The following is an 8,115-nucleotide window of genomic DNA, read 5'->3' on the forward strand; positions in this document are numbered from 1 at the left end:
ATGCACACCTCTACCGCGCTTGCCTTCGGTGCCCTCATGAGCCTGACGCTGAACACCGCCCACGCCGACAGCATCCAGCGCATCGACCCGCCGGGCTCCAACTTTCCCATCTCGCAACAGGTCACCGTACCGGCCTCGGCGCACCTGACCTTCGTCAGCGGCACGCTGCCGGACATCGCCGACCCCAAGGCGCCAAAAGGCAGCATCGCCGCCTACGGCAACACCGAAACCCAGACCCTGTCGGTGCTCAACAAGCTGCGCAGCGCCCTGCAAGGCCAGGGCCTGGGCCTGGGCCTGGGTGACATCGTGCAGTTGCGGGTGTTCCTGGTGGGCGACCCGGACAAAGGCGGCACGCTGGACTTTGCCGGCCTGCAGGCCGCCTACACGCGCTTCTTCGCCACCGCCGAGCAACCGCACAAACCGACCCGCACCGTCGTGCAGGTGGTGGCCCTGCCACTGCCCGGCGCACTCGTGGAAATCGAAGCGATCGCCGCCAAGGCCCCGTAAGCCCAGCCCGCCAGCGTCCCCCAGAACAGCTAGAACAGGATACCTGCCTTGAACACTGCCCCCTTTCCACGTGTACCTGCGGCGTACCTGCGCAGGCCGCTGCTGCCGGCGGCGATCGCCGCCTGCCTGAGTGCTGCACCGCTTGTGGCTGAAGAACTGCCCGACACCTCGGCTGCAAGCGCCCGCCTCGACACGGTGATTGTCACCGGCAGCCGCGGCAGCGAGAAACGCACCGTCACCAGCAGCCCGGCGCCGATCGACGTGATCAGCGCCCAACAGTTGCAGGCCACCGGCAAGCCCGGCCTGATGGAAGCCCTGAGCGCCAGCGTGGCGTCTTTCACCCTGCCCGAAAAAACCGGCTGGGATGCCAGCGGCATGGCCCGCGCGCCCAACCTGCGCGGGCTCAACGCCGCGCAGGTGCTGGTGCTGGTCAACGGCAAGCGCCGGCACACCAGCGCGACCCTTAACATCAGCGGCCTCAACGCCGGCGCTGCCCCCGCCGACCTGGACCTGATCCCGATCAGCGCCATCGACCATGTCGAGGTGCTGCGCGACGGCGCCGCCGCCCAGTACGGCTCCGACGCCATCGCCGGGGTGATCAACGTGATCCTCAAGGCGGACACCCGCGGCACTGCCGTCACCAACGCCGGGCAAGGTTATGACGGCAAGAAGCAGACGGTGCAGCAGAGCCTGAACAAGGGCTTCGAAATCGGCCGCGACGGCGTGGTGCAACTGGCCCTGGACGCGCGCAGCCAGAACGACGACAACAAGGCCAGCGCCAACGGCTACAGCGTTGCCGAGGCCGGCGAGCGCGCGGGCAAGGCCACCTATGGCGGCTATGGCACGCCCAAGATCAACCTGCTGAGCCTGGGCTACAACGCCGAACTGCCGGTGGACGACGACCTGAGCCTGTACTCCTTTACCACCTGGTCATACCGCAAGGCCGAGCAAGGCCAGAACTTCCGCCTGCCGACCATCATCAACACCATCACCACCGGCCCCAATGGCTACCCGGCCGGCTACGTGCCCACCTGGTACATCGAGGAGCACGACTTCCAGGCCGCCTTCGGCGCCAAGGGCCTGGCCGGCCCGTGGGACTGGGACCTGTCCAGCACCTACGGGCGCAACGAGGCCGCCCAGGGCACCTGGAACAACCAGAACCCGTCGCTGGGCGAAGCCACGCCCAACCACTTCGAGTCCGGCACCTGGATCGCCACGCAACTGACCAGCAACCTGGACCTGCACCGCACCTTCGAGGTGGGCCTGAGCAAGCCGCTGGACCTGTCCTGGGGCCTGGAGCAGCGTCGCGACGGCTATGAGGTCGAAGACGGCGACTGGGCCAGCTGGGCCGATGGCGGCTATTGCGTATCGCCGGGCAACTGCGCCTCGTCCGGCGCACAGGTCACCAACGGGATCTCCCCCGCCGAGGCCGGCAGTACCCACCGCAACAGCGTGGCCAGCTACATCGACGTCGGCTTCAATCCGCTGGCGCAGTGGTATGTAGGCGCGGCGCTGCGCTACGAGCATTACGACCAGGGTATCGGCGCCACACGCAGCGGCAAGCTCAGCACGCGGTACGCGTTCACCCCGCAACTGGCGGTGCGCGCCACTGTGAGCAACGGCTTTCGGGCACCGTCGCTGGCCAACAGCCTGTTCAGTGCACGCTCGACCACCTACGGGGTGGTCAACGGGGTGTACCAGTCGATCAACTACGGTGTGCTGCCAGTGGATTCGGCGGCGGCGCAGGCACTCGGCGCCGAATCGCTCAAGCCAGAAAAATCCAGCAACTACAGCCTCGGCCTGACCTTCCAGCCCAGCGACCGCCTGTCGTTCACGGCCGACGCCTACCTGATCAATGTGCGCGACCGCATCACCCTCACCGGCACCCTGCTCGGCCCCGAGGTCACCCAGGCGCTGACCGACAACGGCATCACCTCCACCTCGGGCGGGCAGTACTTCACCAACGGCGCCAATACCCGCACCAAGGGCCTGGACCTGGTCGGCAACTACGACCAGGACCTGGGCGGCTGGGGCAACCTGAAATGGACGGCGGCGTTCAACTGGAACGAGACCGAGATCCTCGACTACAAGCAAAGCGTGAGTATCCTGGGCACCGACTACGCGCTGATGGACCGCGAGGCGCGCAACCTGATCACCGGCGTGCAACCCAAGACCAAGCTGCTGCTGGGCGGCAACTGGCGCCTGGACCGCTACAGCGTCAACCTGGGGCTGACCCGCTACGGCTCGTACACCGAGGTCAACGACGCCAGCGACCGCTCGCTCGACCGCACCTACCAGGCGCGCTGGATCACCGACCTGGACCTGGGCTACCAGCTCAGCAAGCCGCTCAACCTGGCCATCGGCGCGAAGAACCTGTTCGACGTGTACCCGGAACGCCAGGGGCCGGCCAGCAAGACCATGACCAAGAGCTACGGCGCGTACTCGCCCTTCGGCTTCACGGGCGGCTACTACTACACCCGGCTTACCTACGACTTTTGAGCCGCCCACGGCAACATGCTAAATACTGATATTTAATCATTACGTTAATTCTCTAATTTCATAATTAGCATATAAGAAAATATGCTTTCACAGGCCGTACGCTGACGCTTATGGTCTAAGCACGACCGACCCCTTTCCTGGTGGAGGCCATTTCATCGAATCGGCCAGGCGCACCTGCGCCTGGCTACTGCACTCGCCACAGGAACGGAACATGAGTAAACGACAGATCAAACTGGGAGCCATGATCCATGGCGTGGGCCATGGCTGGGGCGAATGGCGCCACCCCGACGCGCTGGCCGATGCCAGCGTCAACTTCGCTTTCTACAAGCAGCAGGCACAGCTGGCCGAAGGCGCGAAATTCGACTTCGCGTTCATTGCCGACAGCCTGCACATCCATGCCAAATCCAGCCCGCACTACCTCAACCGCTTCGAGCCGCTGACCATCCTCTCGGCACTGGCGGCGGTCACCGAGCACATCGGCCTGGTGGCGACCATCACCGTCAGCTACACCGAGCCCTTCCAGGTGGCCCGGCAACTGGCCTCGCTGGACCATATCAGCGGCGGCCGGGCCGGCTGGAACGTGGTCACCTCCTGGCTGTCGGGCACGGCCGACAACTTCGGCAAGGCCGAACACCCGCCGCATGCGCTGCGCTACCGGATTGCCAGGGAGCATGTGCAGGTGGTGCAGGGCCTGTGGGACTCCTGGGAAGACGATGCCTTCGTGCGCGACAAGCACAGCGGCGAGTTCTTCGCCGCCGACAAGCTGCATGCGCTGAACCACCAGGGTGAGTTCTTCAAGGTCAAGGGCCCGCTGAACATCGCCCGCTCACGCCAGGGCCAGCCGCTGATCTTCCAGGCCGGCGTCTCCGAGGATGGGCGCAACTTCGCGGCGCACACTGCCGACGCGATCTTCGTCAGCCCCGATGGCTTGAGCGACGCTCGCGCCTACTACCAGGACCTCAAGCAACGTGCCGAGGGCTTTGGCCGCAACCCCGACGAACTGTTCATCCTGCCGGGCATCCGCCCGATCGTGGGGCGCGATGCCGAGGACGCCGAGCGGCGCTACCAGCAGGCCGCGGCGCTGGTCAGCATCGACGACGCGCTGGTGGCACTGGGGCGTCCGTTCAACGACTACGACTTCAGCCGGCATGAGCTGGACGCGCCCTTCCCCGACCTGGGCGAGCTGGGCAGCAACAGCCACAAGGGCACCAGCGACTACCTCAAGCAACTGGCGCGTGATGAAGACCTCAGCCTGCGCGAGGTGGCACTGCGTTTCTCGGCACCACGGCGAGACTTCGTGGGTACCGCCGAGCAGGTTGCCGATGCCGTGCAGGACTGGTTCGAGCGGGGCGCTGCCGACGGTTTCATCATCAACTCGCTGCTGCCCGATGGCCTGCAGCAGTTCACCGAACGGGTGGTACCGCTGCTGCAGGCGCGTGGCTTGCTGCGCGCGGCGTATGAGGGCCAGACCCTGCGCGACAACTTCGGCCTGGCCGTGCCGGCCAACCGCAATACCGTACGCCGCACCCAGGACGCGGTGGCCTGAGCCGCCCCCCCCCCTCAATCCCACAAGGAGCGTTATCCATGAGCCTCGAATTCATCGGCCTGATCGGCCCCCAGGAAAGTAGCGAGTCCCAGGCTGCACGCGGGCCCGCGGTGGACCTTGAGTTCATCAAGGCATTTGCCCAGGCGCAGGAATATGGCGGTTTCGACCAGGCCCTGCTGGCGGTCAACACCAGCGCCGCCGACTCGCTGATCCTGGCCAGCCATGTGGCGGCGCACACTGAAAGGCTCGGCCTGCTGGTGGCGCACCGGCCGGGCTTTCAGGCGCCGACCTTCGCCGCCCGCCAGTTCGCCACCCTCGACCAGCTCAGCCGTGGGCGCGCCGCGATCAACGTGATCACTGGCGGCGACAGCGGCGACCTGCAGCGTGACGGCGACTTCATCGACAAGGATGCCCGCTATGCGCGCACCGACGAGTACCTGCAGGTGCTCAAGCAGACCTGGACCGCCACCGAGCCGTTCAGCCATCAGGGCCCGCACTACCGGGTCGAAGACAACCTCACGCAGATCAAGCCCCTGCAGAAACCGCATGTGCCGATCTACTTCTCCGGCGCTTCGGATGCCGCGGTGGAAGTCGCGGCCAGGCATGCCGACGTGTACATGATGTGGGGCGAGCCGCTGGAGAACATCCGCGAGCGCATTGCCAAGGTACGCAAGGCGGCGGCGCGTTACGGGCGCGAGAAGCACATCCGCTTCAGCTTGTCGTTGCGCCCGATCCTTGGGGCTACCGAAGAGGCAGCCTGGGCGCGTGCCGAGCAGATCCTGCAGGACGCCCGCGTGTTGCATGAACAACGCCAGGGCAAGCGGCGCGAGCTGAATGTGGGCAAGAACAACAGCGGCTCGCAGCGCCTGGTCGACATCGCCAGCCAGAAGAACGTGCATGACACGCGGTTGTGGACCGCGATCGCCGCGCTGACCGGCGCGGCGGGCAACTCCACCTCGCTGGTGGGTACGCCCGACCAGGTCGCGGATGCGGCGCTGGAGTACTACAAGCTGGGGGTGAGCACGTTCCTGTTCCGTGGGTTCGACCAGTTGCGCGATGCGGTGGAGTACGGCCAGCAATTGCTGCCGCGCATCCGCCAGCGGGTAGCCCTGCAGACCCAGGGCAAGCAAGCCACCGGCTGACAGACAGACATCACCCCATGACATCGACGCCAGCCTGAGCCACGACCATGACCGAACCGCTTCGCCTTGACCGCCTTCGCCAGTTCATCGGCAACCTTGCCGAACTGCTCGACCGAGAAACCGATGAAGCCGCCGTGCTCGACAGCGGCCAACTGCTGTTGCAGCAATTGGTCGCGCAGGACGACTGGCTGCCGCCGGAGCTGGCCCAGCCAGACCCCGCTCGCTACCAGCAATTCCTGCTGCACAGCGACTCGCGCCAGCGCTTTTCCATCGTCAGCTTCGTATGGGGGCCAGGGCAAAGCACGCCGATTCACGACCACCGCGTGTGGGGCCTGATCGGCATGCTGCGCGGCGCTGAATACGCGCAGGGCTTTGCGCGTACCGAGCAGGGCGCGCTGCTGCCGGCCGGTGCGCCGGTACGCCTTGAGCAGGGCCAGGTCGAAGCCGTGTCGCCGCGCATCGGCGACGTGCATCAGGTCAGCAACGCCTTCGACGACCGGGTGTCCATCAGCATCCATGTGTATGGCGCCAACATCGGCGCGGTCAAGCGTGCCGTGTACCTCGCCGACGGTACCGAAAAACCGTTTATCTCCGGCTACTCCAACACCCGCCTGCCCAACATCTGGGACCTGTCCAAAGAGAACCTTGCACCATGAGCACCCCTACCCGCGCCTACGCCGAACTGCGCCAGCAGCTGCTGGACAAACATGAACTTGCCCTGATCGACGTGCGCGAAGAGGCGCCCTTTGCCCTGGACCACCCCTTGTTCGCGGCCAACATCCCATTGTCCAAACTTGAAGTCGAGATCTACGCACGCGTACCGCGGCGCGATACCCAGGTCACCGTGTATGACGATGGCGAAGGCCTGGCGGTGATTGCCGCCGAGCGTCTGCAGGCGCTGGGTTACACCGATGTAGCGCTGCTCGACGGTGGGCTGGCCGGCTGGCGCGACGCCGGTGGCGAGCTGTTTCGTGACGTCAACGTGCCGAGCAAGGCATTTGGCGAACTGGTGGAAAGCCGGCGTCACACGCCTTCGCTGGCGGCCGAAGAGGTCCAGGCGCTGCTCGATGAACAGGCCGATGTAGTGGTGCTGGATGCGCGTCGTTTCGACGAGTACCAGACCATGAGCATACCCGGCGGCATCAGCGTGCCCGGTGCCGAACTGGTGCTGCGGGTGGCGGAACTGGCGCCCGACCCGGCCACCCGCGTGATCGTCAACTGCGCGGGGCGCACCCGCAGCATCATCGGCACGCAGTCGCTGGTCAACGCCGGCATCCCCAACCCGGTGTCGGCGCTGCGCAACGGCACCATTGGCTGGACCCTGGCCGGGCAACGCCTGGCGCACGGCCAGTCGCAGCGTTTTGGCGAGGTCAGCCCGGCCAACCGCCAGACGGCGGCCAGCCGGGCGCGTGCGGTGGCCGACCAGGCTGGCGTCGCCCGCTTGAGCCGTGAGCAATTGCAGGCCTGGCAGGCCGAGCACCAGCGCACCACCTACCTGTTCGACGTGCGCACCCCCGAGGAATTTGCCCGGGGCCACCTGCCGGGTAGCCGTTCGACCCCCGGTGGCCAGCTGGTGCAGGAAACCGACCATGTGGCCAGTGTGCGCGGGGCGCGCCTGGTGCTGATCGACGACGATGGCGTGCGCGCCAACATGAGTGCATCGTGGCTGGCGCAGATGGGCTGGCAGGTGGCGGTGCTCGATGGCTTGAGCGCGGTTGATTTCAGCGAGACCGGGGATTGGCAGACGCCGCTGCCGGTGTTGCCGCAGCCGTCGTTTATCGAACCTGGGCAATTGGTGCAGTGGTTGGAGGAAGGTGAAACGGTGGTGCTGGACTTCACCGCCAGTGCCAACTACGTGCGGCGTCATATTCCGGGTGCGCACTGGGCGATCCGGGCGCAGTTGGGGTTGGCGCTGGAGCGTTTGCCGTTGGCCGAGCGTTACGTGCTGACGTGTGGCAGCAGCTTGCTGGCGCGGTTTGCGGCGCGGGACCTTGAGCAACTTACGCGCAAACCGGTGTTCGTGCTTGAGGGTGGTACGGGGCGTTGGGTTGCCGAGGGTCGCCCAGTGGAGTCGGGGGAAACGCACCTGGCGGTGCCGCGCAGTGATCGCTATCGCCGGCCGTACGAGGGCACCGACAATCCGAGGGAAGCGATGCAGGGGTACCTGGATTGGGAGTTCGGGTTGGTCGAGCAGTTGGGGCGGGATGGGACCCATGGGTTTTATGTGATCTGAGGGGAGTGCTCGATGTCATGGGTGCCAGAGAGGCATGGCTGGCACCAGGTGGCCCCACCGCAATCTGTCCCCGGACCACCAAGGCTGACAACCCAAATCTCTCAGGCCGTGGCGCGTTGCAATAGATGTGGGAGCTGCGGTGCGACGATTCGACTTGCCAGCGAAGCGCCGCGCGGGCGGCGCTCGAT

The 8,115-nt window shown here is 66.1% G+C and carries 6 protein-coding genes; all 6 read left to right on the forward strand.

What is annotated here, in order from left to right; translation table 11 throughout:
• The 6 genes from KUO17_RS12015 to KUO17_RS12040 all read left to right on the forward strand — a co-directional run bounded on the left by KUO17_RS12015 (window position 1) and on the right by KUO17_RS12040 (window position 7,927).
• A complete protein-coding gene (locus tag KUO17_RS12015; RefSeq protein WP_217975778.1) occupies window positions 1–507 on the forward strand; it encodes a RidA family protein in 507 nt (168 codons plus the stop codon).
• Between the two features lie 126 nt (window positions 508–633).
• Window positions 634–3,006: a TonB-dependent receptor plug domain-containing protein gene (locus KUO17_RS12020; RefSeq protein ID WP_425274851.1), complete on the forward strand. Its 2,373-nt coding sequence runs from the start codon at window positions 634–636 to the stop codon at window positions 3,004–3,006.
• Window positions 3,007–3,217: 211 nt separating this feature from the next.
• Window positions 3,218–4,552: an LLM class flavin-dependent oxidoreductase gene (locus tag KUO17_RS12025; RefSeq protein WP_217975780.1), complete on the forward strand. Its 1,335-nt coding sequence runs from the start codon at window positions 3,218–3,220 to the stop codon at window positions 4,550–4,552.
• 38 nt (window positions 4,553–4,590) lie between these two features.
• On the forward strand, window positions 4,591–5,694 hold the full coding sequence (locus KUO17_RS12030) for an LLM class flavin-dependent oxidoreductase (protein WP_217975781.1): 1,104 nt from the start codon (window positions 4,591–4,593) through the stop codon (window positions 5,692–5,694).
• A gap of 47 nt (window positions 5,695–5,741) precedes the next feature.
• Window positions 5,742–6,350 (forward strand): cysteine dioxygenase family protein, encoded by a 609-nt coding sequence (locus KUO17_RS12035; protein WP_217975782.1) that lies wholly within the window; start codon window positions 5,742–5,744, stop codon window positions 6,348–6,350.
• Window positions 6,347–7,927 carry a rhodanese-related sulfurtransferase gene (locus KUO17_RS12040; RefSeq protein WP_217975783.1) on the forward strand — a complete coding sequence of 527 codons (1,581 nt, stop codon included), beginning with the start codon at window positions 6,347–6,349 and terminating at the stop codon, window positions 7,925–7,927. The genes KUO17_RS12035 and KUO17_RS12040 overlap by 4 nt, the downstream gene beginning before the upstream one ends.
• Window positions 7,928–8,115: the final 188 nt, after the last annotated feature.

Origin of the sequence: Pseudomonas aegrilactucae (assembly GCF_019168305.1) — a bacterium.
In the GTDB taxonomy this organism is placed as follows: Bacteria; Pseudomonadota; Gammaproteobacteria; order Pseudomonadales; family Pseudomonadaceae; genus Aquipseudomonas; species Aquipseudomonas aegrilactucae.